Here is a 26,194-nt window from a genome sequence, read left to right as displayed (position 1 = left end):
AAAGCGGAATGCCACTGGCGCAGTGGTCGACGGACTACGCGCAACGCACGTGCCATTGCGCGCATGATGTGGTCGGTGTCGCGGCGGGCTTCGGCGCGGCAAAAAGTCGGGGCGGCGCCGCACGACGCGCGCTGAAACGTGCTCCCGATGCTGTTGGACTTGCGACGCTTACAAGCGCCCTTTACAACGTTCACCGCTACGGCTTTCGACACGGGCAGCACCCGTATCGGCCGATCGCGGCAGCCGGCACCAGCGCTCGGACCGATAGCGCGACGCGGGTATCGCGCTTGCACCATCGGTTGCGCGGGCGGTCGAGCCGCTCTATCACGCGCACGGAGATGACGGACATGCAGGATGGCGAAGTGGGAAAACAACTTCACGCGATCGATACGCAAGACGGGGTTGGTTGCGAGGGGCGACACCGATACGGGGCTCGCCGCTTGGGCGATGAAATGCGCGGCCGCACCCTCGGGCTTTGTCGCGCAGCAATCATTTCATTGCTGATCGCCGCGCTTGCGGGCTGTTCGACGATGGATCGGCGTGAGCCGGCGCAGCCCGCCGCGACAGAGCGGAACTGCACGGTGGCCGGTCAGTTTTGCAACACCTTTTTCGGGCCCTAGTACACGCGCTCGGCGCGTTTTCGAACGCCGCGCTGGCGCCTGCGCGCAAGCGGACGCGCCGACACGGGCGGGGATCGCTGCGCAGCGGCTGCGGATCCCGGCTGGGCGTTTTACCGTTTCGCTTCGTCGCGGTCGGCCGCCGAGCGGCCCAAGAACTGGGTCACTGTCTCCGGCAGGTGTTCAAGCAGCCACTTCGCCATCTCGACCTCCTGCGGCAGAATCTGTTCGCAGATCCGGCGTGTTTCGATGTCGCCGGCCGCGTTGGCCGCCGCGATGAGCGTCGTATAGGCCGCAATTTCGACGTGCTCGAACACATAGCCGGCCATGCCGCCTTTGATGACTTCATCGCTGACCGCCATCCCGCCGGCGCCTTGCATGAACGCCGACATCCGCGCGGACAGATCTTTCATCGCCGATGGGCTGCTGCCGAGCCGATCGAGGCACGTCTCCAGCAACTGCTGCTGCGAAAGCGTTTCCTCGATATGCCGGTCGATGCGCTCCCTGAGCAGCGGATAGTTCTCGAGTCGCTTCGACTGTGCCGTCAACATCGTTTCGGCCTGCTTTTCCATCGCATACGCGTCGCGCAGCCAGTCGACGACATGTTCCTGTGGCGTAGTCATGTAACTCTCCAGATGTGTACACGCGAGAGGTCACTCGATGTCATTGGTCGGGGGGACCTGACCGCCCAGTTCGGCTCCGGTGGTCGGATCGCCCGACGGATCGGAGCGCAGACGCGTGGCCATCGAAGTCAGTGCGGTTTCCTGCTGTTGCTCCAGTCCCACCGACGCAGTGCCGTCACCGCCGTCCACCGCGGGTTCGCCGGTCTGCACCGACAAGCCGGTGCCGCTGTTCCACGGCGCATCGATCATCGCGCCGTCATGCGACATCTTGTAGTACACGTTCGCGAATTCTTCGCGCGGCGGCATCTTGCCCGGAGGGAAGTTCGGCGAAATCGCATACAGCGCTTTCTCGAACGACTTCTGATGCGCGACCTCGCGGGTCATCAGAAAGCCCAGCGCTTCGCGTATGCCGGCGTCGTCGGTCACGTTGATCAGCCGTTCATAGACGATCTTCGCGCGCGCTTCCGCGGCGATGTTCGAGCGCAGGTCCGCGGTCGGTTCACCGATCGTGTCGATGTAGGCGGCCGTCCATGGCACGCCGCCGGAGTTGGTCAGCGGCGGCCCGCCGCCGTACAGCAGCTGGGTCACGTGACTATCGTTGCCGGCGCCGTTCAGCCTGCGATAAAGCTCGGCCTGCTGCTCGACCGCTTCGGCGAGTTCACCTTTGGCGCCGCGATTGAGCATCGCGACGATCGAACCGATGATCTCCAGGTGGCTCAACTCTTCGGTCGCAATGTCGAACAGCATGTCCTTGCGGCCCGGATCCTCTTCCGCAACAGCCTGAGTGAAGTAGCGCATCGCGGCGGCCAGTTCACCCTGCGGGCCGCCAAACTGTTCGAGCATCAGATTCGCAAGACCGGGATTGGTCGTGCCGACTCGAACTGTGTATTGAAGCCGTTTGTTGTGCATGAACATAGTGATCTCCATTGACGTTGAGTACATCGGATCGCGCATGCGGTGTGCCGCCGCTGGAGTACGCGGTGCGCCGCTACGGATGCGCACGTAGCGTTCCTGATGCACTGCAAACTGCAATCGACGAGCGTTTCCGTCCTCGCGGTTCGGTTCGGCGAGCGCCACGCCCTCGCTGACGGCGGTTGTCCGTGGCATAGCGTTACGGACACCGTGCCGCGGTTGGAGCGCGCCGATGCGTTGGATACGCTGGAAATCGAGGCCAAACGCGCGTTGCGCAACGCAACGTGCCTACTACGGGAGAATCGACATGTCCGCGAAGGCAGGAGAACACGCGCAGAAAACCGGCGATTTCCGCTGTGAAAAGTGCCACCATACCGTTCATGTGGGCGAGGGAAAGAAGATCCCGAAGTGCCCGCATTGCGGTAACGATACGTACTCGAGCCGGGTCCACGAGCCCGGCAACAAGTCGTCATAGCAAAGGGGAACCGATGCTTACGCAAAAGACCGAAGACATCGTCAAAGCCACCGCGCCGGTGCTCGCTCAACACGGCTATTCGATCATTCAACGCTTCTATACGAGACTGTTCGACGCGCGTCCGGAACTGAAAAGCGTGTTCAATATTGCGCATCAGCAGCAGGGCCAGCAACAGGTCCACGAGCCCAAAATTCGCTATGAGGTATTCGGCCCCGATCTTTTCGCCGAATGACGCGCACGGGGCGAAGACTGGCTATCGCGGTGGCACGCGAAATGCGCGCGAGACTGGCCGAGCGGTAACACGGTGCGCCGTGTGACACGCAGCGATCCAGTCGACCTCGGAGCCAGATATGCAGAACGCCGAAGCGAATCCCAGCCAGAGCCAGCAGAACGAGATGGCCGCGAAGAGTCCCGCAAAGACGCCCGCGGCCGGTAGCGCGTCGCCTGACGCGGCGACGCAGGCCAAAGAGTTTGGCAGCTCCAAACATGCGACGTCCGCCGAGGGATCCACCGCCAGGAAGACCTCGCCATTGCCGCCGATCGAGGTCGATCCGTATGCGTCGGATTCCGGCGATCCGGTGGTCCGTGCGAATAGCCGCATCGTGTCGGTGGACAACGCCGGCATGGCCGCTTCCGACGACACCGTCGACACCGACGGCAAGACGCTCGAAGCTCGCAAGGACGAATCGCCGTGGCACGACAACGTGATTACGTCGAATGCGACGCTTGAAAACAACGTGCCGGTGCCAGCCGTGGGCCTCGGGGGATTGGATAGCCGGCCGGGCGGGCACCATCCGCTGATTCAGCCGCGCAACGGATACCGGGTCGTTTTCGGCGGCACGACGTACGAGGAGCAACTTAACGGCTCACGTGCGGAACACATCTTCCGTTTCGAGCCGGTGAACGGATAGGCACCGCGACGCGCACGCACAGCGGGCGACGATCGCCGGGACGCACATCGAGTCGCGCGAAGGAGCGCCGCATGAAAGTGCATCACCTCAACTGCATTTCGAGCTGCCCGCTATGCGGCAAGCTGTTCAACGGCCATCCCGATGCGCTGCTGCGCCGCGGCCATCTGGCGTGTCATTGCCTGCTCGTCGAAAGTCCCGATGGGCTCGTGCTGGTCGACACGGGTTTCGGCTTGCGCGATGTCGCCGATCCGTATTCGCGGCTCAGCAAATTCTTTCTGTTGCTGCTGAAGCCTGAATTCCGCAGGGAGATGACCGCGATCAGGCAGATCGAACGGCTCGGCTTTCGCGCGAGCGACGTGCGGCATATCGTGATGACGCACCTCGACTTCGATCATGCCGGCGGTCTCGACGACTTTCCGGATGCCACCGTGCATATGTTGGCCACTGAACGGGATTACGCGGCAAAACAGAAAACGTGGCTCGACCGGCAACGCTTCAGGCCGCAGCAGTGGTCCTATCAGCAGATGTGGCAAGTGCACTCGCCGCGCTACGGCGATCGTTGGGAAGGCTTCACGCAGGTATGTCCTGTCGCGCAACTGGCCAACGAGATAGCGCTGATACCACTGGCCGGTCATACCTACGGGCATGCGGGAGTCGCGGTTCGCCGCGACGGAGGATGGCTGCTGCTGGCGGGCGATGCGTACTTCGACAAGCGCGAACTCGACCCGGTCAATCCGCGTTGCGCGCCTGGCCTGCGGTTTTATCAATGGATGCTGGAAAAGGACCGCGACGCGCGACTGCAGAACCAGCAGCGATTGCGCGATCTGACGCAGCGCGCGGGCGCCGCCGTGACGGTGTGTTGCAGCCACGACGTCGACGAGTTCGAACGGCTCGCGGGCCGTTCGGCCGCGCTGCCCGCGGAACGGCTGGTGATGCAGGCGTAGACGCGCGCCGCACGCCATCTCGAAGTTGCGCCTATTACGCGTCTTATTTACAACGGGTGCGGCGATGCTCACGCAATTGACGATTCATCCCGCGCATGGGGCGCATCTGGCCGCACTGTGTCGTGCATTGCGCGATAGCGACGTGCGGGTTTCCGGTCAGATCACGCAGCGCGGCGAACATGTCGTCGAAGTGCGCATCGTCACCGACGGCGCACCCGCGGTCAGTTCGCTCTGCCGGCTGCTGGTCGAGGCCGAGTTGGCCGAGACGGTGTTGGTCGAACGGTTGGACGTCGACGACGCGTAACCGGGCTCGCGGTCCGGCTCACGCCCCGTCGTCGTTGCCGGCGCTACCGCCCGCGCGTTGATCGCGCGACTTTGCGACGAAAGGCCGTGTTTCAAGCACCGTCTGCACCGTTTGGCCGCTTTGCCAGCTGTTCGCGCCGGGCTGCACGACCGGATCCGCGATATCGGCGCGCTGCGCGCGCCGCTCGGCCGTCGACACACCGACGCGGGCATCGCGCTCGGCGACCATGCGTTCATCGACCTGCCCGTCAGCGGTAAAACCCATCATCAGTTGCGGCACGCCGTACGGGAAATCGTGCCGGTCGATCTGCCAGTAGTGAAACGTCTTGCCGTACGTCGACAGGAGATCCTCGAAGTACGCATGCTCGGCGAGTTCGGGAATGCCGGGCGCCACCAGAACTCCCGATTTGACCTCGTAGTGGTGGCTGTGCCACAGCCGCTTTTCGTCGTCGGGCAACTGCCGGAAGCGCTCCTCGCTGATGATGTACTCGATACCGATCAGCCTGGCGTCCGCGCGGTTGGCGTCGTAGATCACGCATTGATGAAAATCGTGCCGCAGATGGGTGCAAAAATGGCAAGCCTCGACCTGCCGACCCATGTCGTCGGCGTACATATGAAAGCCGTTCAGATAGGTGCTCATCGCGTCGAGCGGGTACTTGTGCTGCAATTGGGCCGCCGCCGCGTCGAGCACCCGATGCTTGAGCGAATGCCCGGTGCCCACCGCCGTTGTCGCGGCCGCCTTGCGCGTCGCCGTCAGGCCCAACGCGGACAGCGCGCCTAGCAGAAGCCCCTGGGAAAACGTCAGTCCCCGGATGCGCGGTCGCGCCGCGCGGGTTGCTTCGTCTGTGTCACTCACGGAATATCTCCTGCAACAGTCGGACGCTCACGTGAACGATCCGCGCAAAAACCGGTGACATCATCCCGCGTGCCCGATGCGATTCCGGCCGCGGCGCCCAGCATCGGCTTCCCGCGTTCAGGCATCGGCCGTGCTGGATGGCGGGCGTGCGCACGCTTGATGCGCCAAGTTTCGCGATTCGTTGCTGGCGCCCCGACGCCAACCATCGACGAAGCGATCTGTTCATGACACATCGACACTGCAAGGAGCGAATCATGACGAGCAAGCCACAAGAGCCCGGCACGCCGCAAGCGGACAAGGCCGAGGAAAGCGGCGCCGGCAATGAAGGGACATTCGAAACCGATATCTCGGAAACGGGAGAGGACGGCACGACCGTACGGCAGGCCGAAGTCAGGGAAGGTGATTTGTCCGAGACCAAGCCGCCGCAGCAGAAAGGCGGCCAGTGATTTGCCGTCCGTGCGATGCAGGCGCGGCTCGAACGATGCGAAGCGGTTAGCGATCGAACAAGCCATGCGTCGCGTTCAGCGCGGATGCGCTGTCCGTTGCCGGCGACTTACGGACAGCACGCACTCGAGAATCAGTTTCTATACTGACGATGTCCTCTCTGGTCCCTATGAGGATGCGTTCTCTAAAATGCGCTTGCGGCGGCCTTGTCGGATGAAGACGGGCCGCCTTTTTTTGCGGCTATCGTCCCCGGCGATCGGACGGACGCAGCAAGGCCGCGGTCAACAGGCCCGCGCCGAGCGCGACATAAACCGCAGCGAGCGAGCCGCGCGACAGATGCGCATCGAAGCCCGGTGTGAGCCGCGCGGGCACCACCTTGTAGTCGACGACATAGGCGGTCGCCGCCGTCGCGGCCGCGGCTGTCGCGGTTGCGCCCGGCCGACGCCGGGGTGTGCTGCCCACCATGCGGTCGACGAGCGCCTCGAACAGCACCGCCCAGAAGATCGCGGACGCCTGATGGATCGCGAAGCCGGTCGCGGTGTAACGGAGGCTGAAATCACGCTGATGCAGTGCCTTGCGGGGCCACAGGCAATGGGTGACCGCGTTGATCGGTGCGAACGCGCTGCCCGATTCCAGAGCCGATCGCGCCGCGGCCGTCGCAGCGGAGAATAGTCCCGCCAGCGCGCCGGACGCTAGCGCCGGTCGAAGCGCCGCGCGCAAGGCCTGTGGCGATGCGGCGAAATCATGATGCGCAGCTTTCATAGTTGACGCTCCGGTTGACGTGCGGCGAGGCATGCGGTCGGCTCCCCGCCAAGGGATGCGTGACCAGCAGCATCGCGCGTTCCGCGCGCGACAGAGCGCGACAGAGGACGCGTGCGGCTTCATGCACACAGTGCGGCTCAGGCCAGATCGCGCTTGACGAACCTCGCCATGAACGTACGCGTCGTGCCATCGGGAAACAGCACCGCGACCTGTTCATCAGTCGCGAACACGACGTGGCCCGTGCCGTATTTGCGCACGCGTACGGCGTCACCCCGGCCGAAGCGCGGCTTCTGGCCGGTGTTGCGCGGCAGCTTGCCGACAGGCGCGGTGCGTTGCACCTCCAGCGTCGCTTCAAGTGGATTCAGGCAGTTGTCGCATGTGCCGCAGCGCTCGAATCCGCGAGCATCGTCGAAATACTCGAGCAGCACGCGCCAGCGGCATCCTCCGGTCTGCGCGTAGTCGATCATCTGCTGCAACGCGTCACGGTCGCGCGCGGCGAGTTGCGCATAACGCTCGACCGCGGCGTCGATCGCGCTGACCTTGCCGTCACTGCTACCGTTGCCGCCGTTGCTGCCGTTGCTGCCGTTGCTGCCGTCGTGATGCTCGCGATCGCGGCCCTCGCGCAGCCGGTAGCGCTGCTGCCGGTCGCGCGATACGTGCCGCGAGTCGGTCAGCATCTTCAGCGCGACCGAGAGCTTGTTGCGGCCCAGGTCCGGCACTGCGTCGAGCAGTTCCCGCGCTGTCATGCCCTGCGCGGCGGTTCGCGCGCGGTCGGCGAGCGTGTCGCAGATCCTGCGCAGCAGTGCCGCGTCCGGATAGCGGCCCAACGCAAGAAACTGCTGCACGCGGCGATCGTTCAGATCGAACAGCAGTTCGCAGCGCGCGGCGTTGCCGTCGCGTCCCGCGCGCCCGGTCTCCTGATAGTACGCATCGAGGCTGCCCGGCATCTGGTAGTGAACGACGAAGCGGATGTCGGGGATATCGACGCCCATCCCGAAGGCATTGGTCGCGATCATCACGCGCACGTCACCGGACACGAAACGCTCCTGCGCGGCGCGGCGCTCGCGCGTGGACATCCGTCCGTGGTAGCAGGCTGCCGACTGTTGCCACTCGCTCATCATCGCGGACAGATGCTCGGCTTCGCGCACCGTCGCCGTGTAGACGATGCCTCTGCCTGTTTCCGTCGTCAGCAGTTGGTGCAGCGCGGCAGCCTTCGCTTCCCTCGCTCGGGTCGACGCGCGCTGACGCCCGCCCGCGACCGACATCTGCGCGACGCGATAGTGAAGATTGTCCCGATAGACGCCCGTGTTGACGATGCGCGGCTCGGTGAGCCCGAGTGAGCGGACGATGTCCGCGCGGATATCGGGCGTCGCTGTCGCGGTCAGCGCGAGGATCGGCGGTCTGCCGAGCGCTTTCACCGCGTCGACGATACGCAGGAACGCCGGGCGGAAATCGTGTCCCCATTGCGACACGCAGTGCGCCTCGTCGACAACCACGAGCTCGATACGGTGGCCGGATCGCGCGCCCAATGCGTCGATCAGCTCGGGCTTCGTCAACTGTTCGGGGGTGACGAAAACGATGCCCCGACGGGCGGTGCGCAAGCTGTCGTAGGTCTCGCGTAGCTCGGCGGCGGGGACCGTGCTGTTGATTTGCAGCGGGTCGAGCCCGGCTTCGCGCAGCTTGTCGTACTGGTCTTTCATCAGCGCGATCAGCGGCGACACGACCAGCGTCCACCCCTCCAGATGCAGCGCGGGCAACTGGTAGCACAGCGACTTGCCGGAGCCGGTCGGCATCACCGCCAGCGTGTCGCGTCCTTCGAGCACGCTGCGGATGATCTCGTGCTGGCCGGGGCGCAGTCGGGTGATGCCGAACACGTCGCGCAGCGTCTTGCGCATCGCGTTCAGGCGGGTAGTCGTGGTGCCGGCGGTTCGGGGGGCGGTGGTCATGGAGTGCGGTGTGGGAGCGTTGCGGGGGCCGAGCCGAAACGGCAGCCAGGTGAACGATCGGCCGAGTCTGATCGCGGTGGGCGTCCAATCGCGATGAGCCTGCGGCTTAGCAAGGGCCGTTCCGGCGGCGCGAATCGCGCGGTAGCCGCCGCCGCTGACGCGGCTTACCGGTAGGCGCAGATCCCGCACCGGCCAGGAATGCTCCATGCTCATACGTCATGACGTGACATTTATTGGACGGGTGGACTCATGAGCAAAGAGAAAAAGAGCGACGCGTATCCGTATGCGTCGGGCGGATGGGGATCGGTGAAAGCCGTCGCGACCATCCTGTTGCAGGAAAAAGCACCGCTGACCGACAGCCGGGTGTTGATGCATCAGAACAAACCGGACGGTTTCATGTGCGTAAGCTGTTCATGGGCCAAGCCCGCGTCGCCGCACGCGTTCGAGTTCTGCGAAAGCGGGGCGAAAGCCACCGCGTGGGACATCACCGCCAAGCGCGTGACGCCCGATTTCTTCCAGGTGCATACGGTCACCGAACTGTTGAGCTGGCACGATCACGACCTCGAGGAAGCGGGCCGTCTCACCGAGCCGATGCGCTACGATGCGGCCACGGACCGCTATGTCCCGGTGTCGTGGCAGGAAGCATTCGACGCGATCGGCGCGCAGTTGCGCGGATTCGATCCCAACAGCGTCGTGTTCTACAGTTCTGGCCGCGCGTCGCTGGAAACCTCGTACATGCTGCAACTGTTCGCGCGCATGTACGGCACCAACAATCTGCCCGACAGTTCGAACATGTGCCATGAAAGCACCAGCGTCGGACTGAAGGAAGCAATCGGTGTGGGCGTCGGCACGATCGGGCTCGACGATTTCGAGAAGACCGATCTGATGTTTTTCTTCGGCCAGAACGTCGGCACCAATAGCCCGCGCATGCTGCATCAGTTGCAGGACGCGCGCAAACGCGGCGTGCCGATCATCACGTTCAATCCGTTGCGCGAACCGGGGCTGCTCGATTTCGCGAATCCGCAGTCGCCGCTCGACATGCTCACGCCTCGCGAGACACAGATCAGCACGCAATACCATCAGGTGAAGACCGGCGGCGATACCGCGGCGATTCTCGGCATCTGCAAGCTCGTGATCGAGGCGGATGACCGCGCGCTCAGCGCGGGCCAGCCGCGTGTGGTCGATGCCGAGTTCATCCGTGAGCACACCAATGGCTTCGAAGAGTTTGCCCAGTACGCGCGCGACGCGAAGTGGGACGACATCGTGCGCGTAAGTGGTTTGTCGCGCGAAGCAATCGAGGCGGCAGCCGACGAATATATGCGGGCCAATGCGGTGATCGCCCACTACGGAATGGGCCTTACGCAGCATCGGATGGGCGTGCAGAACGTTCGCATGCTGTGCAATATGCTGCTGCTGCGCGGCAACGTCGGCAAGCCCGGGGCGGGACCGTCGCCGGTGCGCGGGCATTCGAACGTACAGGGGCAGCGTACGGTCGGCATTACGGAAAAGCCGGAACTCGCGCCGCTCGATCAACTGGCGAAGCAGTTCTCGTTCGAGCCGCCGCGCGAAAAAGGCATGAACATCGTCGAAGCCTGCGAGGCGATGATCGCCGGCAAGGTGAAGGCGGTCCTCAATCTGGGCGGCAACCTGGTTCGCTCCGTGCCGGACCGTGGGCGCACGGAGCCCGCCTGGGCGGCGCTGGAACTCACCATCAACGTGGCGACGAAGCTCAATCGCAGTCATCTGATCCACGGTAAGAGTTCGTATGTGCTGCCTTGCCTGAGCCGGATCGAGATCGACCGGCAGGTGGGCGTCCAGCAGGCGGTGTCGATGGAGGACAGCACGGCGCGTTTCCATGGCTCGCGCGGGGTGGTGGAACCGGCCGCCGAGACGATACGCTCGGAGCCGTTCATCGTTGCGGGTATTGCCAAAGCGACGCTCGGCGAACGCTCGACGGTCGACTGGGATGCATGGCGCGACGACTACTCGCGCGTGCGTGCCGAAATGGCGAAGACATGGCCGAAGATGTTCGGCGATTTCGAGACCCTGATGTGGACACCGGGCGGCCTGACACGGCCGCTGCCCGCACGCGAACGCAAATGGAAAACCAAGAGCGGCAAGGCCGAATTCATGGTGCCCGAGGCGATCGGCGAAGACCCCGATATGCCCGAGCGCGAGCCCGGCTCTCTGCGGTTGATGACCTTGCGCAGCGACAGCCAGTTCAATACGACCATCTATGCGCTGGACGACCGCTTCCGGGGCATCGAGGGCTCGCGCATGGTGATTCTGATGAATCGCGCCGACATGGCCTCACGCGGACTCGCGGAGGGCGAGCGGATCAGTCTGGAGACGATTGCCGACGACGGTGTGGTGCGCCGTGTCGACGGCTTGCGCGTCGTGCCGTTCAACGTGCCCGAGGGATGCATCGGCGGCTACTACCCCGAATGCAATCCGCTGTTGCCGCTGTGGCATTACGCGAAGGAAAGCAAGGTGCCGGGGGCGAAGTCGATTCCGGTGCGCATCGCGGCGAATCCGCTCGCAACGTCCACGGCGGGCGCCGCTTGATGTGCTTGCGGTGACCTCGGGGGCGGCTGTCCGCTGCCCGGGGGATACGTACGGACCACGATGCGGGGAAGCGTTTTTATACTGACACGTCCCCCTGTTCCGGGACAGCGTGTCAGAAGCGCTTACGGCGATCATGCCGCGTGCCGGCTGGTCGCCTTTTTTTTGCGACGTCACTGGCCCGCGGCATGCTCACTTGTACAGACGAAGCGGCCGCGAGCCCGCACATCTGCGTCACTCGCGCTGTCCATAAACAGAACCTTAAGGAGCAGACAATGAGCGCAGCGATGCCTTCCTTGCAACATGTCCCTGCCGACGACGATGGCACGGACCTGCCGGAGATTCCGCGCGAGCCCGAGCCGCCGACCACCAAAGATCTGCCTGATCTGCCGAAGCCGCAGGAAGTCGGGGAGGACGGCTAGCCGAGCCATTGCGTGCCAAGGGCGCTTTGTCGACGGACAATTGAGCCACACCCCCAGGGCCCCATGCTCCGATGCATCGGTGCCCAAAAGCCATGAGCACCGCCGGCCGCCGGTCAAGGTGCTATGCACCCGCCGCGAGCGCAGGCTCAACCAGGAGTCAATATGACCGATGTTCGAACGATCGACATCTACCGCTACGACCCGGATGTCGATGCGCATCCGCGCGCACAGCAATACGAAATCGAGCTGGGCCATGACGAGCGCATGCTGCTCGACGTGCTCGGCCGGATCAAGGCGATGGACGAATCGCTAGCCTATCGGCGTTCATGCCGCGAAGGCATCTGCGGCTCGGATGCGATGAATATCAACGGCAAGAATGGGCTCGCGTGCCTGACGAATATGCAGACGTTGCCGAAACACATCGTGTTGCGGCCGTTGCCGGGCTTGCCGGTGATCCGCGACCTGATCGTCGATATGACGCCATTCTTCAATCAGTATCACTCGATCAAGCCATGGCTCGTGAACGACGATCCGCCGCCGGAGCGCGAACGCTTGCAGTCGCCGGAAGAACGCGATCAGCTCGACGGGCTGTACGAGTGCATTCTGTGCGCTTGCTGCTCGTCGTCGTGCCCATCGTTCTGGTGGAATCCGGATCGCTTCGTGGGCCCGGCTGGGCTGTTGCAAGCTTATCGCTTCATCGCGGATTCGCGCGACAACGATACGTCCGCGCGGCTTACGAATCTCGAGGATGCGTACCGGCTGTTTCGCTGCCGCACGATCATGAACTGCGTGGACGTGTGCCCGAAGGGGTTGAATCCCGCGCGTGCAATCGGCGAAATACGGTCGATGCTGACACGCCGCACTGTATAGCTCCGCGGTATGCCGGTAGCGGCCCGCAATTGCCGCCGATACGGGTATGCATGCGCCGCCTGCGGGGCAGCATGTGCCGCTGTTCCCGCTGAGCGCGTGAAAACGGGGATGGACTTGCGCGAGTCGATGCCCGAATGGCATCGCGCTACAACCTGCCCAATTCTCGCGCGGTCACGTCGATTGCCGCCTTCGCCTTCGATACGATCTCGTCGATTTCCGGCCGGCTGATCACGAGCGGCGGCGACAACAGCATCCGGTCGCCGCTCGCGCGCATGATCAGATTGCCGTCGAAGCAGAAATCGCGGCACAGGGTGCCCACTTCGCCACCATTCGCGAAACGCATGCGCGTGCGCGGCGCGTCGGCGAGTTGCAGACCGGCGACGAGGCCCGCGCCACTGATCTCACCGACAATCGGATGATCGGCAAACGTATCGCGCAGCTTGTTCTGAAAGTACGGACCCGTATCCGTTTTCACACGCTCGACGATTTTTTCGTCGCGCAGCAGCTTCAGATTGGCGAGCGCGACAGCCGCCGCGACCGGATGCCCGGAGTAAGTGAAACCATGATTGAAGTCGCCGTTGTCGGTCAATGCGTGCGCGATGCGATCGTGCAAACCAACGGCGCCCATCGGCACATAACCGCTCGTTAGCCCCTTCGCGAGCGTGATCAAGTCCGGTTCGAAGCCGAAGTGCTGATGCGCGAACCATTCGCCGGTACGGCCAAAGCCGCCGATGACTTCGTCCGCGACGAGCAGAACATCGTATTTGCGGCAGATGCGCTGAATTTCTGGCCAGTAGCTTGCAGCCGGGAAGATGACGCCGCCCGCTCCCTGGAAAGGCTCACCGATAAACGCGGCGACGTTGTCCGCGCCGAGTTCGAGGATCTTCGCTTCGAGTTGGCGCGCGCGAGCCAGCGCGAATTCTTCCGGCGTCTGAGCGCTGGTGGCCTCGCCGAAGAAATACGGCTGATCGATATGCACGATGTTCTCGACTTTCGACGGCATCTGCTCGTGCATATAACCCATCCCGCCGAGCGTGCCGCCCGCAATCGTCGAACCGTGATAAGCGTTCTTGCGGGCAATCACGAACTTCTTTTCAGGCCTGCGTTGCGTCGCCCAATATCGATGGGCAATGCGCAGCACCGTGTCGTTGCCCTCCGAGCCGCTATTGCAGTAGAAGAAGTGATTGAACGGCTCGGGCGCCAGCTTCGCGAGCAGCGCCGACAGTTCGATTACCGGGGCATGCGTGGTCTTGAAGAACGTGTTGTAGTACGGCAGTTCCCGCATCTGCCGATACGCGGCATCGGCCAGCTCCTGGCGGCCATAGCCTACGTTCACGCACCACAGCCCGGCCATCCCGTCGATGATCTGGTTGCCGTCCGAATCCCATAGGTACACCCCGTGCGCGTTCACGATCACACGGCTGCCGTTGCGATTGAGCGAACCCATATCCGAGAATGGGTGGATATGATGCGCGGCATCGAGTGCGCGATAGTCGGCGGTGCTGTGCGATACGTTGAGTGGTGCTTGCGCGCTGTCGGATTCATTGGCGGTCTTTTCCGGCGTGTGCGCGTATGCGATTGCTTCGTTGCAGTCCATCGTATTCTCCGTTTCCGTTTCCGTTTCCGTTCTGCTTTACGGATCGCACTCAAACGTGCAGCAGTAAATGGCGGCGCTCCCATGAGCTGATCACGCGGAAGAACGCCTCGTATTCGGTCTCTTTCAACGCGAGATAGGCTTTGACGAATTTGTCGCCGAGTACTTCGGCGAGCGGTTCGCACGCTTTCATCAACGTCAGGCCGTCTTCGAGATTGCGCGGTAATTGATAGGGCAGCGCATAAGCGTCGCTCGCCAGCGGCTCGGTGGCGGCCAGCCGCTGCGTGATGCCGAGATACCCCGCGGCCAGCGTCGCCGCAATCGCCAGATACGGGTTGCAGTCCACGCCCGGAATGCGATTTTCAATACGGCGCGCGGCTGGCCCCGAATGCGGGACCCTGAAGCCCACCGTGCGATTGTCGTACCCCCACGCGACGTTGATCGGCGCGGCCATGAAGCGCGACAGCCGCCGGTATGAGTTGATGTATGGCGCGAAGATCGGCATCAACGCGGGCGTGTACTTCTGCAAACCGGCGATATAGCTCGTAAAAAACGACGTGGGCTCGCCGTCGGCTGCGGTAAACAGATTGCGGCCGCTTTGCGCATCGACGAGACTCTGATGCATATGCATCGCCGAGCCGGGTTCGCCTTCCATCGGCTTCGCCATGAAGGTCGCGTACATCTTGTGACGCAATGCCGCTTCGCGCACCGTGCGCTTGAACAGAAACACGCTGTCCGCGAGTTTCAGCGGATCGCCATGCATGAAGTTGATTTCCATCTGCGCGGCGCCGACTTCATGAATCAATGTGTCGACTTCGAGGTCCTGCACGTCGCAGTACTCGTAGATGTCCTCGAATAGCGGATCGAATTCGTTGACGGCTTCGATCGAATACGCCTGGCGGCCGGTTTCCGCGCGACCGGTGCGGCCGATCGGCGGTTGCAGCGGCAGGTCGGGGTCGCGGTTCATATCGACCAGATAGAACTCGAGTTCCGGCGCGATGACCGGTTTCCAGCCCCGCGCGTCGTAAAGAGCGAGCACGCGGCGCAGCACGCAGCGCGGCGAGATTTCGACCGGCGTGCCGTCGAAATGAACGCAATCGTGAATCACCTGCGCGGTGGGGTCCACCGCCCACGGGATCATTCTGATCGTGTCCGGGTCGGGCACGCACACCATATCGGGATCGGTCACGCCGGTGAGCGAGCCGCTTTCCGGGTATTCGCCGGTGACGGTCTGAATCATCACCGCTTGCGGCAGACGCATCGATTCGCCGGCCCCGAACTTGCTGCGCGGAATAATCTTGCCGCGCGCGATGCCGGCCATGTCGGGAATGATCGCTTCGATTTCGGTGACGTGATGTTTTTTCAGAAACTCATCGATGTCATGCATGATTGTTCTCGCTGTTTTGACGCGCGAATGATTCGCGCGCGGCATCGGCGCCAAAGCGAACGCAACAGCGCGCCGCGCGTATCAGGCGAAAAGGCGGTTCCAATTCAAGTCGTCGCCCGGCCAAGGCCGCGCAACACGCATAGGCGGCAGAAGCCATCGCGTGCACCGCGCGGGCGCAAGCGAACAGATCGCCACGCACGCGCGTGCGACGCAAACGGGCAAAGCAACGAATTGAACAGCGAAGAGAAGAGAGGCGCTACGGCAGCAGCGAAGCGACGTCGTCTTTGCGCACGGCGATGAATGCGCGCGAGACGGTGTTGCGGCGCCGAAGGGAACGGCGCGACGGGACTGTGGAGACGGACAGAAAGCGGCGGAACGCAAGGCTGCCGTTGCTGCCGTCGGCGCTGGCGCGGTCAGTGCGCATACCGCGCGCGTGACTGCGATTCCAGCTGACCAAGGGGCCTCGGACTCTCACGATGACACTCTGACGTTGTTGAGGGTTTTGCGCGGCCTGATTCAGATCAGTAAAAGACGTTGAAGAAACAGGCTGCGCGGCGGTCGTCGTGAGGGTGCGCGAAACGGATTCGCGACACCGCAAAACAGGGAACAGTACTCAATCCAGCATCTGTTTCATTGTTTTATCGGTGCAACCACGGCGAACACCTGATAGCAAGCATATACGAGCCAGTAATGCCGTCAATTTATTTTCATGACTTCGCCCCCGCGCATAGAACCTGATACGTGTGTCTATTCGGGCCTTATTCCGCGACTCGCGCACGGGCCGTGTATTCGCGGTGGTTGCGTTGGTCTTCGAGCATCAGTTCATCGATTCCATCGAACTGGCGACGCGAAACGTGCACGCGAGACTCGGCTCGCAGCCCGGCGCCTCACGCATCCTGCGCTGGGTCATACGGCACGACGCGTTCATGTTCGTCCGCATGATTGCGCGCGACGATCGCGCGCGCGGCGCTCGCATTGTCGAGATTGAACGGTTGATGCGGAACGCCTGGCGCAATGAACAGGAAATCGCCCGGCTCGGTGATGATCGACTCGCGCAAGCCAGGCCCGTAGCGCGTTTCGATCCGGCCTTCCAGCTGGTAGATGGCGGTTTCGTAATCGGGGTGGAAGTGCGGCTCCGCGTGGCCGCCCGGCGGCACCACGACCATATACATCGACAGGCCCGTCGTGCCCGCCGTGCTGGCCGAAATGCCGACGAAGTAGGGCAGCCGCTGCATCGTCGCCATTTCGCGCTCGGGGCGCACCTTGACGACGCGTGCTCGCGCGTCCTGCGTAACGTTTGACATGGTCACTCCTGTAAGGATCGCCGCGTCGCGCGGTGCACGCAGGCCGAACTGGCAGTCTAGACGATACGTGCGGCAACGTCGGACCTGATGCAGCGCAATTGGATCGTGCGCCGCAAAGCTCGAGCCGCGTTGCTAGAATCGTCTTAATGCCCATACAAACGCGACGGAGACAGTGTATGACCACCCTTCACCCGATCAGCCGTTACCCGGTGCCCGAGCCCCCGGAGTGGCCCGATGACATCAGCGCCCGCATCCTGGAAGTACAGGAAAAAGCGGGTTTCGTGCCGAACGTGTTTCTGACGCTTGCGCATCGGCCCGACGAATTCCGCGCGTTTTTCGCCTATCACGACGCGTTGATGTTGAAAGAGGGCGGCCTGACCAAAGGCGAGCGCGAGATGATCGTGGTCGCGACGAGCGCGGTGAACGATTGCCTGTACTGCGTGGTTGCGCACGGCGCGATTCTGCGCATCTATGAAAAGTCGCCGTTGCTTGCCGATCAGGTCACGGTCAACCATCGCAAGGCCGATATCACCGAGCGTCAGAAAGCGATGCTCGATTTCGCGCTGAAGGTGTGCCGCGCGTCCGGCACGGTCGGCGAAGACGATTTCCAGACGCTGCGCGGCCATGGCTTCAGCGATGAAGACATCTGGGACATCGCGGCGATCACCGCGTTTTTCGGCCTGTCGAACCGGATGGCGAATGTAATCTCGATGCGCCCGAACGACGAGTTCTACCTGATGGGCCGGGTGCCGAAAGCCGCCGCGGATGCGCCGAAAAATTAGCGTTGACTGCACGTCGTCGCGAACTTGCGTCGCTTCGCATCAGCCCCGCGCCGGTTCGGCGCGGGGCGCGCGGGTGCTCACCGCCGTGTCGTCGATCGGAAAGTGCAGCATCGCGGCCAGTAGACCGGCGATGACCGTCGCGTCCCACAGCAACGCATACGAGCCGGTCAGATCGAACACGAGGCCGCCCAGCCACGCGCCGAGAAACGAGCCGATCTGATGGCTCAGGAAGCACACGCCGAAAAGCGTGCCGAGATGGCGCGTGCCGAATACTTTGGCGACGAGTCCGCTCGTCAGCGGCACGGTGCCGAGCCAGGTGAGTCCCATCACGGCAGCGAAAATCACGACGGAGGTCGCGCTTTTCGGCAACAGGAAAAACGCGCCGATCGTCACGCTGCGAACCAGATAAAGCCAGCCGAGCACATGATGCTGGCGGAACCGGCCGCCCAGCCAGCCGCACGCCCAACTGCCCGCCATATTGAACAGACCAATCAGCGCGAGCGCGGTGGCGCCAAGCCCGATCGGCATATGGCACAGCGTTAGGTATTCGGGCAGATGCGTTGCGATGAACGCGAGCTGGAAGCCGCAGGTGAAAAAGCCGAGAGTCAGCAACCGATAGCCGCGATGACGCGTGGCTTGCGCGAGTACCGCGCGCAGCGGCATCGCTTTGTCTTGCGCGAGGTGTTCAGCGTGGCCCGTCGCGCGCACCGGATTGCGGCGGTCGAGCACGATGCCGAGCGGCGCGACCAGCAACATCACGAACGCGAGCACCACGAGCGATGTCGCGATACCGCCATGCAGCCGGATCGCCTGCACCAGCGGCACCATCAGCACCTGTCCCGCGGAGCCGCCGGCGCTCACCAGTCCCATCGCGACACTGCGTTTTTCCGGCGATGCGATGCGGCCGACCGCCGGCAGTACCACGCCGAACGTCGTGCAACTCACGCCGATGCCGACCAGCAGCCCCATGCCGACGATCAGCAGCGCGCCGCCTGGCGCGACGGCTGCGAGTCCGAGGCCGGCCGCGAAGGTCGTTGCGCCGAAGGCGACGACCGGCGCCGAGCCGTAGCGGTCGGCGGCCGCGCCCGCGAACGGTTGCGCGAAACCCCATACCAGATTGTGCAGTGCGATCGCGAACGCGATCTGCGTGACCGGCACGCCGCGGTCGAACGAGAACGGGCCGATAAAGAGGCCAAAGGTCTGCCGGATGCCCATCGCGGCGCTCAGAATCAGCGCGCCGGCGACGATCACGAGCGTGGTCGTCGCGGGATGGAGTGCGGGGGCGTAGCGCTTGCCGGGGGCGGTCGACATGATGGTTTCTCCTTGGCCATCATGGTCTCAGTCCGCCGCGCGGGCGGCAAAAGAAAAGTTTTTGACGACGGGTGAGCACCGCTCACCTGGCGGCTTCCGATCGGCTGTCGCGTTCGGCTCGATTGCCCGCCGATGCGGGCGCGTCGAACGGCGCCGCCTCACCGGCCAGCCAGCGCTTGAAGTCGGCTAGCTCGGGGCGGCGGATCGCGCTGTCGGCGTTCTCGGCGCTGACCAGCCAGTAGGCGGTGCCCGATTCGATCGTGGCCCCGTGCGCGGCGACCAGCGCGCCGCTCGCGAGATCGCTGTCGACCAGCGGCTGACGGCCGAGCGCGACGCCCAGGCCCATGCTGGCTGCTTCGAACGCAAGCTGGATCGTGTCGACGCACAGACCGCCGGCGGCGTCGACGCCTTCGGTGCCGGTCGCGTCGAGCCACGCCTGCCAATCCTCGCTGGCGGCGTTCACATGAATCAGCGTCGCGTGCCGCAGGCTGAATTCGCCGTGCTGGTCGCGCAGTGTTTGCAGATAGTCGGGGCTGCACACCGGCGCGAGGCGCTCGCCGAACAGCCGGGTCCAGGCGGTGCCGGCAACCGGCGCGCGGCTCATGCGTACCGCGAAATCGAAGCCGTCGACCGGAAATCCCACCTGCCGGTGCGACGTGTCCACGCTGACGTTGACGTTCGGCCAGCGCGCGCGAAAGACGGCAAGGCGCGGCAGCAGCCAGCGCGACGCGAAGGTCGGCGCGCAACTGAGCGCAATCGGGCGATCCGCGCGATGATTGGGCAGCCGTTGCGTGCCGATCGCGATCAGCGAGAAGGCTTCGCCGATATACGACAGATAGTCGGCGCCGACCGCGGTCAGCGAGATGCCGCGCGGCTCGCGTACGAACAGTTCGACGCCGAGCGCCGCTTCCAGACCGACGATGCCGTGGCTGATCGCGCTCGGCGTTACATTGAGTTCGGCGGCGGCGAGCTTGAAACTCTGATGCCTGCCGGCCGCTTCGAAAAAACGCAGCGCGGGCAAAGGTGGCAGACGAAGCGGCATAGGCGTTCCTCGAGGCGGCGGGCGCACGAGCCCCGCGCGTGCCACGTTGTTGCGTGTGGCATCTGGGGGCGTCGTGTGGCGCAAGCATACCTCGTCGCGGCGGTGGCGCGGCATGCGGCGCAGGCGGGGTAACGCATGCGCGGAGCCGCGCGGCATGTCGCGATGAAAGGAGATCGGCAAGCGGTGATAAAAGCGGTGACAAAAGCGGAGAAAAGCGCTGCCGCAACAATTTTCACGCTGACTGTCGATTCAACGCCGTGCCGTTCGTCGTCATTGCAGGGTACGGCCGGCATCTCGCACGGCCGCTCGCCTGCCGTCTGTTTCTCGCCCGATTTCTCACGAGGAGATAGCTGATGACCGACGCACAAGTATCGACGCAAACATTGAAACCGGCTCGCGAACTGGCCGATATGCCGGCGCGTTTTCCCGGCGAGAGCGCGGAGTATCGGCGCGCGCGCAACGAATTGCTGGCGGCCGAAATCGAACTGCGCCGCCAGATGGAGCGGGTCGCCGAGCAGCGCCGCGCGCTGCCGCCCGGTGGCATCGTGCCCGAGGATTACCGCTTCGACGGCGAAACCGGCCCCGTTACGCTATCGCACATGTTCGGCCCGCACGACACGCTGATCACCTACAACTGGATGTTCGGTCCGCAGCGCGCGCGGCCGTGCCCGATGTGCACGTCGCTGCTGAGCGCATGGGATGGCGAAATGCCCGACATTCTGCAGCGCGTCGCTTTCGCGGTGATCGGCCGCTCGCCGCTCGACAAGCTGGCCGCGTTCAAGCAGGAGCGCGGCTGGCGGCATCTGCGGATTTATTCGTCGGGCGGCAACAGCTTCAATCGCGACTATGCGGCCGAAGATCCGGCCGGCGACGACAATCCCGCGTTCAACGTATTCACGCGTACGGGCGGCGTGATCCGGCACTTCTGGGCCGAAGAAATGGGACCGTCGACCGCGGACCCTGGCCAGGACCCGCGCGGCGCACCGGATCTGATGCCACTGTGGACGATCCTCGACGCGACGCCGGGTGGTCGCGGGACCGACTGGTATCCGAAGCTGCAGTATTGAAATACTGGCGCCGATGTCCTGAAGAATGCGCATCGACGCGCGCGTGCGGCGGGTCACGACAGCAGCGCTTGCCGGAAAGCTCGCACGCTGCGCAACGGGCTGCTACGCCCGCGCGTCTGTAGCCGCATGCGCGCGCGCCACTTCGGTCAACAGATAGGTGTCCACCGCGCTCGCGCGCATCGGCAGGCTGAACAGATAGCCCTGCACCGCGCGCGCGCCGAGCGCCTTCACGACCGCGGCCTGCGACGGCGTTTCGAGCCCTTCCACCACGCATTCGAGCCGCAGGTTGCGGCACAGGTCGATCACCGACTTGACGATCTTCTTCGACGCACTGTTCGTATCGACGTCGGTCACGAAGCTGCGGTCGATCTTGATCGCATCGAACGGCAGCCGGTGCACGTAGCTGAGACTCGAATAGCCGGTGCCGAAATCGTCGAGCGACACGCGGCAGCCGGCCTCCTTGAGCATCGTGATCGCGTGATGCGCCTGCTCGAAATCGCGCGTCAATGCGGTCTCGGTGATCTCGAACATCACGCGATGCGGCACCACGCCGCTCGCCGCGACGCTGTCGATCAGCCGGCGCGCACGCGCCGAAGTCGAGATATCGACCGCGGACAGATTGAACGACAGATACAGTTCCGATGGCCAGTGCGCGACTTCGGCGAGTGCCTGGCGCAGCAGCACATCGGTAATGCTGAGAATCACATCGGTGCGCTCCGCGATGCGGATGAACTCTTCTGGCCTGACCATCCCCAGCCGCGCGTTATGCCAGCGGCCGAGTGCTTCGAGACCGATCGGGCGACGCGTGAGCAGACAGTAGATCGGCTGGAACTCGAGAAACAGTTCCGTCTCGAGATCGGCATGACGCAGTTCCTGCGTGACGAGACTCAGGCGCCGCATCTGCGTTTCGTGTTCGGTCGAGAAAATCACCGGCCTGCCGCGGCGATTTTCCTTGCCGACGTAGAGCGCGGCGTCGGCGCGCTCGAACACCTGCGCGACGGTGGCGCCCGCTTCGGGAAACGCGGCCCAGCCGATCGTGCCCGACAGATCCGCGACCTTGTCTGCGACCCGATACGGTTGACTGAGCGCATCGCAAATCCGCTGCCCCAGTTCGAGGAGTTCGTCATTCGACAACCGGTCCCGCACGAGCACGCCGAACTCATCGCCGCCGAGGCGTGCGAAGTTCACGCTCGTTTCGCCGATCGACAGCAGCCGTGTACCCACTTCCTTCAGCACCAGGTCGCCGCATGTGTGGCCGTAGATGTCGTTGACCTGCTTGAAGCCGTCCAGATCGATCAAGCCCACGTTGAAGCCGCCGCCGGTCGCGAGCGCATGCTCGGCCAGCGCGCGCAGCAACGAGAAGAAGCTGCGCCGGTTCGGCAGGCCGGTCAGACTGTCGAGGTTCGCCAGCCGGTAGTTGTCGTCGCTCAGCCGTTGCGTGTTCTGCTGGCTCGCCTGCAATTCGCGCTGCGCATGCACCGCGTCGGCGAAGGTGCGGCAATACAACTGGATGACGACCGCAAGGGCGATGCTGACGAGCGTCATGTCGACGGCGATCGCGATGAATACCGGGCGCCCGGTGAACACGAGAAACACCGAAAGACTGGTGGTGACGATAGCGATCAGCAGCAGCGCGGGCACGCGCAAATGGATCAGGCAAAACACGCAGCCGATCACCGTCGTGCCCATATAAAACGCGACCTGTGTCTGCTCGAACGCGCTGCCGTATGGAAGCAGCAGCAACGACCAGCTACTGAACGCAATGCCGAACAGCCCGACCACCAATGTGAGCTTGCGCAGTTCGGGCAGCGCCTGTTCGTGCGTCAGCACGCGATGGCGAATCCGCCACCAGCGCCAGCAGCGCACCAGACACAAGGCGCCGAGCGCCATCGGGACATAAACGGACAACCACAGCGGCGCGCTATGCACATGCGTGATCGCGATCGCGGCGGTGTTGACCAGCAGGATGAAATAAAGCAGCGGGACCTGACGGCCGAACGCCCGCAATTGCGCACAAACGAGCCCCTGGTCGCTGTGCGCGACCGATAGCGCTTCCTTCAATCTGGCTAGCCGAGCCATCGCCATTCCATTCCATTCCTGTTTGCAAGCCAAACGCATCTATTGATAACGGCGCGGACACAGGTATCTTGAGCGCGCCGACCAGAGGTCGGCGCGAGCGTTGGAATGCGCTGTTGGTAGTCGGTAACTGCTACCTGGCGTTGAGCAGGAACGAACGAAAAGCAGTCGTTTGTGCCGGGTGACCGACGAGCGCGACGCGCGAAATCGCGGTGTCGGAAACGGCGCTCACAGCGCGGGACAGGACAGCACGCGTTGCGGCGGCATGCGGGTGCCCGGACCGCCGTTGGGCGCGGGGCTGCCTTGCGGCGCGGATGCGACCAGCCGGATCGCATCGGCGCCCGCATTGGCGAGCACGTATTTTTCCGGACTGTCCACGGGTTGCCAGTACGCGCGCAACACGTCGCCGTCGCTGAAAACGAGCAGCTTGCCGTGGATTGTTTTCGCACCGCTGACGAAGTCGACCGGTTCGCCGTCGCGTAACTGGAAGCCCTGTGGGGCCGCCGAATCGGTGGCGCCGACGAGTGTCGCGCAGCTTTCGTCAGCGGCCGTGGCAGCCATCGGACACAGCGCCGCGAGCAATGCACATGTTGCAATCAGGCGATTTTTCACTTTTTTCTTTCTTGCGGAAAGTTAACTTGGGCCGCGTCATGCAAGGCCCGTGCCGGTTTGTCGGGCACCGCGCCGTTGTGCCGAAGGGCCGCCGCCATTCGCACGCAGCGCGCCTAAAGCACTGAAATTGCAACGGATTGTGATGCGCGTCAGGCGCGTGCGAAACGGTATGCGCGGATAAGCTCGCGATTCTTATGGCAGTTTGCCGCGCAAAAACGTCAAATTGGCTTTGGGTCGGTGATTCAAGCCTTACACCCAGGGGTTTGCGCGAAAGCACGCGGATGCGTTAACGTGTCGGTCCCGGCGCCTTACAGCGCCGGTTCCATGATTACCATACGGGAAGTGCTATGAACAAACAGGAACTGATTGACGCAGTCGCCGCAGCGACCGGCGAAAGCAAAGCGGCCACCGGCCAGACCATCGACGCGATCGTCGAAGCGGTGACCAAAGCAGTGGTGAGCGGCGAGACGGTGCAACTGGTCGGTTTCGGTTCTTTCTCGACCGGCGCGCGCGCAGCACGCGTGGGCCGCAACCCGTCGACGGGCCAGGAAATCCAGATCGCTGCTGCCAAGACGGTGAAGTTCACCGCGGGCAAGGCGTTCAAGGAAGCCGTCAACGCGTCGTAATGCAACGGGCTTCACGCCGGAGCATCGACGGTGCGCTGCGCAGCCCGCTGCGACGCGCGCAAACGACGATGTATCGGGTGTGAAGCATCACGGCGCTGCGCAACCCGAGCGTGGCCGTCTTGCCGGGCGGCTGGCGCGGCGCATGTGCCTGGCGCTTTAGCTGGGTCTTTAGCCGGGTCTTCACCAGGCTCTCCATCTTCAGCTGATCTTCACCTGGCTCTTCGCTTCACTCGTCAGCCAGCCAGGATCGGACACCGATGGACGCCGCGTTGCGCGGCGCCCTTGCGATTGCGAACGCGTCAACCCGCGCGGCGTTTGCGCGCAGCGTCGGCAAGCGTGGCGAGCACCGGCTCGGTTTGCGCCCAGCTCACGCAGGCATCGGTAATCGATACGCCGTAACGCAACGGCACCCCGGCCTTCAGATCCTGCCGGCCTTCTTCCAGATGACTTTCGAGCATCACGCCGATGATGCGGCGCTCGCGCTCTGACAATTGCCGCGCGATATCCTGCGCGACGTCGATCTGCCGCAAGTGCGACTTGTTCGAGTTCGCGTGCGAGCAGTCGATCATCACCTGTTCACGCAGACCCGCTGCGCGCAACGCGTCGCAGGTCGCCTGCACCGACGCCGCGTCGTAGTTCGGTCCTCGCTTGCCGCCACGCAGAATCACGTGAGCGTCGTCGTTGCCGCGCGTTTCGAAGATCGCGGCCATGCCCATTTTCGTCATGCCCATGAACGCGTGGCTCGCGCGCGCCGCGACGATCGCGTCCGCCGCGATCTGCACGCCGCCGTCGGTGCCGTTCTTGAAGCCGATCGGGCAGCTCAGGCCCGAGGCAAGCTGCCGATGACTCTGGCTCTCCGTCGTGCGCGCGCCAATCGCACCCCATGCGACCAGATCGGCGATGTATTGCGGGCTCAACAGATCGAGAAATTCAGTGCCGACGGGCAGCCCCAGACCGTTGATGTCGAGCAGCAGTTGGCGCGCGAGACGCAGTCCTTCGTTGATGCGGAAGCTGCCGTCGAGGCGCGGATCGTTGATATAGCCTTTCCAGCCGACCGTCGTGCGCGGCTTTTCGAAATACACGCGCATCACGATCAGGAGATCGTCGTTGTAGTGATCGGCGGCGGCTTTCAGCTTGCGCGCGTATTCGATTGCCTGGTCGTGGTCGTGAATCGAGCAGGGGCCCGTAATCAGCACGAGGCGGTCGTCGCGGCCGTGCAGCACGTTGGCGATGTCGACGCGGGTCTTCTCGACCAGCGTTTGCACCGCGGACGGCACCGGCAGTTCGTCCTGCAGCAGCGCGGGTGAGATCAGCGGACGGACCGCGCCGATGCGCACGTCGTCGATGCGCGTGGTGTCCTGGGTCGCGTCAGCCGAGCCGACTTCCTGATCGTGCAGCGGGTTGTCGAGGGCGCTCAAAGTGTTCTCCGGAATCGATTGATAAGGCGGCAGCGCCGCCCGCTTAGGCGAGCGGCGGTGCTGTGGTTACGCATGCGCGCTGTGTGGCGCTGCGTGGGTTTGGGGTGGCAGCGCGTGGGGCGATTCGCGACGGGCTTCGGACAACGATTCGCGCGCACACTCGCCGCAGGCTTCGCGCGGCATGTCATGCGAGGCTCGAGCCGAAAGGGGATGAAATCGGCACGAAGCCAGCACGGAGCGGGCACGAAATCGACAGGAGGCTAGCACGGAGCGGGCGCGAAATCGGCACAACGCTAGCGCGAGGCAGGCACGAAGCGGGCGCCAAGCT

Annotated in this window: 25 protein-coding genes and 1 pseudogene; 13 read left to right on the top strand and 13 right to left on the bottom strand. The window is 63.9% G+C overall.

Annotation, left to right across the window (positions count from 1 at the left end):
• Window positions 1-8 precede the first annotated feature (8 nt).
• On the top strand, window positions 9-620 hold the full coding sequence (locus VGH68_RS03595) for a hypothetical protein (protein WP_331602131.1): 612 nt from the start codon (window positions 9-11) through the stop codon (window positions 618-620).
• Window positions 621-730: 110 nt separating this feature from the next.
• Here VGH68_RS03595 and VGH68_RS03590 read toward each other — a convergent pair whose 3' ends face one another.
• Window positions 731-1,240 (bottom strand): ferritin-like domain-containing protein, encoded by a 510-nt coding sequence (locus VGH68_RS03590; RefSeq protein ID WP_331602130.1) that lies wholly within the window; start codon window positions 1,238-1,240, stop codon window positions 731-733.
• 30 nt (window positions 1,241-1,270) lie between these two features.
• On the bottom strand, window positions 1,271-2,155 hold the full coding sequence (locus VGH68_RS03585; RefSeq protein WP_331602129.1) for a manganese catalase family protein: 885 nt from the start codon (window positions 2,153-2,155) through the stop codon (window positions 1,271-1,273).
• Between the two features lie 229 nt (window positions 2,156-2,384).
• Between VGH68_RS03585 and VGH68_RS03580 the strand changes: the two genes are divergently transcribed.
• From VGH68_RS03580 to VGH68_RS03560, 5 genes and pseudogenes are all read left to right on the top strand, one after another.
• Entirely contained in the window at window positions 2,385-2,627 is a 243-nt protein-coding gene (locus VGH68_RS03580) for a zinc ribbon-containing protein (RefSeq protein WP_331602128.1), read from the top strand.
• Between the two features lie 13 nt (window positions 2,628-2,640).
• Window positions 2,641-2,802: pseudogene (locus VGH68_RS03575) on the top strand (nitric oxide dioxygenase); the annotation flags it as partial.
• Between the two features lie 175 nt (window positions 2,803-2,977).
• Window positions 2,978-3,538 carry a DUF3005 domain-containing protein gene (locus VGH68_RS03570; RefSeq protein WP_331602127.1) on the top strand — a complete coding sequence of 187 codons (561 nt, stop codon included), beginning with the start codon at window positions 2,978-2,980 and terminating at the stop codon, window positions 3,536-3,538.
• A gap of 71 nt (window positions 3,539-3,609) precedes the next feature.
• Window positions 3,610-4,482 (top strand): MBL fold metallo-hydrolase, encoded by an 873-nt coding sequence (locus VGH68_RS03565; protein WP_331602126.1) that lies wholly within the window; start codon window positions 3,610-3,612, stop codon window positions 4,480-4,482.
• A gap of 64 nt (window positions 4,483-4,546) precedes the next feature.
• Window positions 4,547-4,786 carry a hypothetical protein gene (locus tag VGH68_RS03560; protein WP_331602125.1) on the top strand — a complete coding sequence of 80 codons (240 nt, stop codon included), beginning with the start codon at window positions 4,547-4,549 and terminating at the stop codon, window positions 4,784-4,786.
• Between the two features lie 18 nt (window positions 4,787-4,804).
• On the opposite strand, the gene VGH68_RS03555 is transcribed toward VGH68_RS03560, so the two are convergent.
• Window positions 4,805-5,641 (bottom strand): OBAP family protein, encoded by an 837-nt coding sequence (locus VGH68_RS03555; protein WP_331602124.1) that lies wholly within the window; start codon window positions 5,639-5,641, stop codon window positions 4,805-4,807.
• A 254-nt stretch (window positions 5,642-5,895) separates the two neighbouring features.
• Between VGH68_RS03555 and VGH68_RS03550 the strand changes: the two genes are divergently transcribed.
• Window positions 5,896-6,087: a hypothetical protein gene (locus tag VGH68_RS03550; protein ID WP_331602123.1), complete on the top strand. Its 192-nt coding sequence runs from the start codon at window positions 5,896-5,898 to the stop codon at window positions 6,085-6,087.
• 238 nt (window positions 6,088-6,325) lie between these two features.
• On the opposite strand, the gene VGH68_RS03545 is transcribed toward VGH68_RS03550, so the two are convergent.
• Window positions 6,326-6,847 (bottom strand): hypothetical protein, encoded by a 522-nt coding sequence (locus VGH68_RS03545; protein ID WP_331602122.1) that lies wholly within the window; start codon window positions 6,845-6,847, stop codon window positions 6,326-6,328.
• A gap of 137 nt (window positions 6,848-6,984) precedes the next feature.
• A complete protein-coding gene (locus tag VGH68_RS03540; protein WP_331602121.1) occupies window positions 6,985-8,793 on the bottom strand; it encodes a RecQ family ATP-dependent DNA helicase in 1,809 nt (602 codons plus the stop codon).
• A gap of 249 nt (window positions 8,794-9,042) precedes the next feature.
• On the opposite strand from VGH68_RS03540, the gene VGH68_RS03535 reads away from it, so the two are divergent.
• The 3 genes from VGH68_RS03535 (at window position 9,043) to VGH68_RS03525 (ending at window position 12,647) form a co-directional block, all read left to right on the top strand.
• Entirely contained in the window at window positions 9,043-11,358 is a 2,316-nt protein-coding gene (locus tag VGH68_RS03535; protein ID WP_331602120.1) for an FdhF/YdeP family oxidoreductase, read from the top strand.
• 272 nt (window positions 11,359-11,630) lie between these two features.
• Window positions 11,631-11,777 carry a hypothetical protein gene (locus tag VGH68_RS03530; RefSeq protein ID WP_331602119.1) on the top strand — a complete coding sequence of 49 codons (147 nt, stop codon included), beginning with the start codon at window positions 11,631-11,633 and terminating at the stop codon, window positions 11,775-11,777.
• A 162-nt stretch (window positions 11,778-11,939) separates the two neighbouring features.
• Window positions 11,940-12,647, top strand: coding sequence for a succinate dehydrogenase/fumarate reductase iron-sulfur subunit (locus tag VGH68_RS03525; protein ID WP_331602118.1), 708 nt, complete (start codon window positions 11,940-11,942; stop codon window positions 12,645-12,647).
• Window positions 12,648-12,792: 145 nt separating this feature from the next.
• Here the strand turns inward: VGH68_RS03525 and VGH68_RS03520 are convergent, their stop codons facing one another.
• The 3 genes from VGH68_RS03520 to VGH68_RS03510 all read right to left on the bottom strand — a co-directional run bounded on the left by VGH68_RS03520 (window position 12,793) and on the right by VGH68_RS03510 (window position 16,932).
• The gene (locus tag VGH68_RS03520) at window positions 12,793-14,244 is read right to left on the bottom strand and encodes an aspartate aminotransferase family protein (RefSeq protein WP_331602117.1); all 1,452 of its coding nucleotides are present in this window, start codon (window positions 14,242-14,244) and stop codon (window positions 12,793-12,795) included.
• A gap of 49 nt (window positions 14,245-14,293) precedes the next feature.
• Window positions 14,294-15,628, bottom strand: coding sequence for a glutamine synthetase family protein (locus tag VGH68_RS03515; RefSeq protein ID WP_331602116.1), 1,335 nt, complete (start codon window positions 15,626-15,628; stop codon window positions 14,294-14,296).
• Window positions 15,629-16,515: 887 nt separating this feature from the next.
• Window positions 16,516-16,932, bottom strand: a complete 417-nt coding sequence (locus VGH68_RS03510; protein ID WP_331602115.1) for a cupin domain-containing protein — start codon at window positions 16,930-16,932, stop codon at window positions 16,516-16,518.
• A 176-nt stretch (window positions 16,933-17,108) separates the two neighbouring features.
• On the opposite strand from VGH68_RS03510, the gene VGH68_RS03505 reads away from it, so the two are divergent.
• Window positions 17,109-17,714: a peroxidase-related enzyme gene (locus VGH68_RS03505; RefSeq protein WP_331602114.1), complete on the top strand. Its 606-nt coding sequence runs from the start codon at window positions 17,109-17,111 to the stop codon at window positions 17,712-17,714.
• 39 nt (window positions 17,715-17,753) lie between these two features.
• Here VGH68_RS03505 and VGH68_RS03500 read toward each other — a convergent pair whose 3' ends face one another.
• Both VGH68_RS03500 and VGH68_RS03495 read right to left on the bottom strand, forming a co-directional pair.
• Window positions 17,754-19,025, bottom strand: a complete 1,272-nt coding sequence (locus tag VGH68_RS03500) for an MFS transporter (RefSeq protein WP_331602113.1) — start codon at window positions 19,023-19,025, stop codon at window positions 17,754-17,756.
• Between the two features lie 82 nt (window positions 19,026-19,107).
• Window positions 19,108-20,067: a LysR substrate-binding domain-containing protein gene (locus VGH68_RS03495; protein WP_331602112.1), complete on the bottom strand. Its 960-nt coding sequence runs from the start codon at window positions 20,065-20,067 to the stop codon at window positions 19,108-19,110.
• 353 nt (window positions 20,068-20,420) lie between these two features.
• Here VGH68_RS03495 and VGH68_RS03490 point away from each other — a divergent pair, with 353 nt between their 5' ends.
• On the top strand, window positions 20,421-21,134 hold the full coding sequence (locus VGH68_RS03490) for a DUF899 family protein (RefSeq protein WP_331602111.1): 714 nt from the start codon (window positions 20,421-20,423) through the stop codon (window positions 21,132-21,134).
• 102 nt (window positions 21,135-21,236) lie between these two features.
• On the opposite strand, the gene VGH68_RS03485 is transcribed toward VGH68_RS03490, so the two are convergent.
• Both VGH68_RS03485 and VGH68_RS03480 read right to left on the bottom strand, forming a co-directional pair.
• Entirely contained in the window at window positions 21,237-23,213 is a 1,977-nt protein-coding gene (locus tag VGH68_RS03485) for a putative bifunctional diguanylate cyclase/phosphodiesterase (protein WP_331602110.1), read from the bottom strand.
• Window positions 23,214-23,438: 225 nt separating this feature from the next.
• Window positions 23,439-23,822, bottom strand: a complete 384-nt coding sequence (locus VGH68_RS03480; RefSeq protein WP_331602109.1) for a hypothetical protein — start codon at window positions 23,820-23,822, stop codon at window positions 23,439-23,441.
• Window positions 23,823-24,169: 347 nt separating this feature from the next.
• Between VGH68_RS03480 and VGH68_RS03475 the strand changes: the two genes are divergently transcribed.
• On the top strand, window positions 24,170-24,448 hold the full coding sequence (locus VGH68_RS03475; protein WP_331602108.1) for an HU family DNA-binding protein: 279 nt from the start codon (window positions 24,170-24,172) through the stop codon (window positions 24,446-24,448).
• Window positions 24,449-24,747: 299 nt separating this feature from the next.
• Here the strand turns inward: VGH68_RS03475 and VGH68_RS03470 are convergent, their stop codons facing one another.
• A complete protein-coding gene (locus VGH68_RS03470) occupies window positions 24,748-25,866 on the bottom strand; it encodes a 3-deoxy-7-phosphoheptulonate synthase (RefSeq protein WP_331602107.1) in 1,119 nt (372 codons plus the stop codon).
• Window positions 25,867-26,194: the final 328 nt, after the last annotated feature.

The sequence above is a fragment of the Paraburkholderia sp. genome (genome assembly GCF_036488505.1).
Classification (GTDB): Bacteria; Pseudomonadota; Gammaproteobacteria; order Burkholderiales; family Burkholderiaceae; genus Paraburkholderia.
This window is presented reverse-complemented; position numbering and strand designations above follow the sequence as displayed.

Coding starts and splice junctions, on each gene's coding strand:
- VGH68_RS03595 (WP_331602131.1), top strand. CDS start 9: ATGCCACTGGCGCAGTGGTCGACGGACTACGCGCAACGCACGTGCCAT.
- VGH68_RS03590 (WP_331602130.1), bottom strand. CDS start 1,240: ATGACTACGCCACAGGAACATGTCGTCGACTGGCTGCGCGACGCGTAT.
- VGH68_RS03585 (WP_331602129.1), bottom strand. CDS start 2,155: ATGTTCATGCACAACAAACGGCTTCAATACACAGTTCGAGTCGGCACG.
- VGH68_RS03580 (WP_331602128.1), top strand. CDS start 2,385: ATGCGTTGGATACGCTGGAAATCGAGGCCAAACGCGCGTTGCGCAACG.
- VGH68_RS03570 (WP_331602127.1), top strand. CDS start 2,978: ATGCAGAACGCCGAAGCGAATCCCAGCCAGAGCCAGCAGAACGAGATG.
- VGH68_RS03565 (WP_331602126.1), top strand. CDS start 3,610: ATGAAAGTGCATCACCTCAACTGCATTTCGAGCTGCCCGCTATGCGGC.
- VGH68_RS03560 (WP_331602125.1), top strand. CDS start 4,547: ATGCTCACGCAATTGACGATTCATCCCGCGCATGGGGCGCATCTGGCC.
- VGH68_RS03550 (WP_331602123.1), top strand. CDS start 5,896: ATGACGAGCAAGCCACAAGAGCCCGGCACGCCGCAAGCGGACAAGGCC.
- VGH68_RS03545 (WP_331602122.1), bottom strand. CDS start 6,847: ATGAAAGCTGCGCATCATGATTTCGCCGCATCGCCACAGGCCTTGCGC.
- VGH68_RS03540 (WP_331602121.1), bottom strand. CDS start 8,793: ATGACCACCGCCCCCCGAACCGCCGGCACCACGACTACCCGCCTGAAC.
- VGH68_RS03535 (WP_331602120.1), top strand. CDS start 9,043: ATGAGCAAAGAGAAAAAGAGCGACGCGTATCCGTATGCGTCGGGCGGA.
- VGH68_RS03530 (WP_331602119.1), top strand. CDS start 11,631: ATGAGCGCAGCGATGCCTTCCTTGCAACATGTCCCTGCCGACGACGAT.
- VGH68_RS03525 (WP_331602118.1), top strand. CDS start 11,940: ATGACCGATGTTCGAACGATCGACATCTACCGCTACGACCCGGATGTC.
- VGH68_RS03520 (WP_331602117.1), bottom strand. CDS start 14,244: ATGGACTGCAACGAAGCAATCGCATACGCGCACACGCCGGAAAAGACC.
- VGH68_RS03515 (WP_331602116.1), bottom strand. CDS start 15,628: ATGCATGACATCGATGAGTTTCTGAAAAAACATCACGTCACCGAAATC.
- VGH68_RS03510 (WP_331602115.1), bottom strand. CDS start 16,932: ATGTCAAACGTTACGCAGGACGCGCGAGCACGCGTCGTCAAGGTGCGC.
- VGH68_RS03505 (WP_331602114.1), top strand. CDS start 17,109: ATGACCACCCTTCACCCGATCAGCCGTTACCCGGTGCCCGAGCCCCCG.
- VGH68_RS03500 (WP_331602113.1), bottom strand. CDS start 19,025: ATGTCGACCGCCCCCGGCAAGCGCTACGCCCCCGCACTCCATCCCGCG.
- VGH68_RS03495 (WP_331602112.1), bottom strand. CDS start 20,067: ATGCCGCTTCGTCTGCCACCTTTGCCCGCGCTGCGTTTTTTCGAAGCG.
- VGH68_RS03490 (WP_331602111.1), top strand. CDS start 20,421: ATGACCGACGCACAAGTATCGACGCAAACATTGAAACCGGCTCGCGAA.
- VGH68_RS03485 (WP_331602110.1), bottom strand. CDS start 23,213: ATGGCTCGGCTAGCCAGATTGAAGGAAGCGCTATCGGTCGCGCACAGC.
- VGH68_RS03475 (WP_331602108.1), top strand. CDS start 24,170: ATGAACAAACAGGAACTGATTGACGCAGTCGCCGCAGCGACCGGCGAA.